The sequence below is a fragment of the Alcanivorax sp. HI0044 genome (assembly GCF_001634945.1).
Genome location: NZ_LWEZ01000680.1, coordinates 1 through 863, shown reverse-complemented (window position 1 = coordinate 863; position 863 = coordinate 1). Strand labels below are relative to the sequence as shown.

Annotated in this window: 1 protein-coding gene; it reads right to left on the bottom strand. The window is 56.5% G+C overall.

Translation table 11 applies throughout. The features are described from left to right. On the bottom strand, positions 1–656 hold a 656-nt coding region (gene fghA / locus A3730_RS08260), incomplete at its 3' end, for an S-formylglutathione hydrolase (protein ID WP_063537903.1). Positions 657–863 lie beyond the last annotated feature (207 nt).

Sequence of the window (863 nt, the reverse complement as noted above, 5' to 3'; positions counted from 1 at the left end):
ATCATCAATGGCAGCGCACTTCCCTTTGCCTTTAACAGCTCGCAGCTGTCCCAGTCTTTCCAGACTTCCTGGTTGTCTCCCAGATAGCCACCCAGAGCTTTTTCGCCCCATGGGCATTGGGCCGGGTTGCTGATTGGCGCGAAAGCGGAGACCGAGGTGTAACGCCCGGGGTTTTTCAGGGCGCAGATGAGTGCGCCATGGCCGCCCATGGAGTGCCCGCTGATGGCCTGTTTGCCATTGAGTGGGAAATGCGCCTGCACCAGCGCCGGCAACTCTTCGGTCACATAGTCGTACATGCGGTAGTGCTGGCTCCAGGGTGACTGGGTGGCATTCACATAGAAGCCGGCGCCGGAGCCAAAGTCGTAGCTTTCATGTTCACCGGGCAAGTCGGTACCACGCGGGCTGGTGGCCGGGCAGACAATCGCCAGCCCCAGTTCCGCAGCGGTTTTGTGGGCACCGGCTTTCTGCATGAAATTTTCATCCGTACAGGTCAACCCGGACAACCACCATAGCAGCGGCACAGTATTTTCTTCTGCGGCCGGAGGCAGATAAATGGCAAAGATCATTTCGCAGTTGAGCACCTGGCTGCGATGTTTGTAGCGCTTCAACCAGCCACCAAAGGATTTGGTGGCAGAAACCAATTCGATATCAGACATGATTTATCCTTTCTGACGAAGCCGCTGTAGGAGTACCTCTCGAGGTGCGAACCTGCTTGAGAGAAGTCCTTGCCAGGTAAGGTTCGCACCTCGAGAGGTGCTTGTATGTTTGAATGCTCTTCCTGCAACCATGCAGGACTTGCCGGGGTGGAGGGACCAAAGGAGCATCTGACCCAAGGGTACAGACGGTAGGAGATTTGGCCCCAC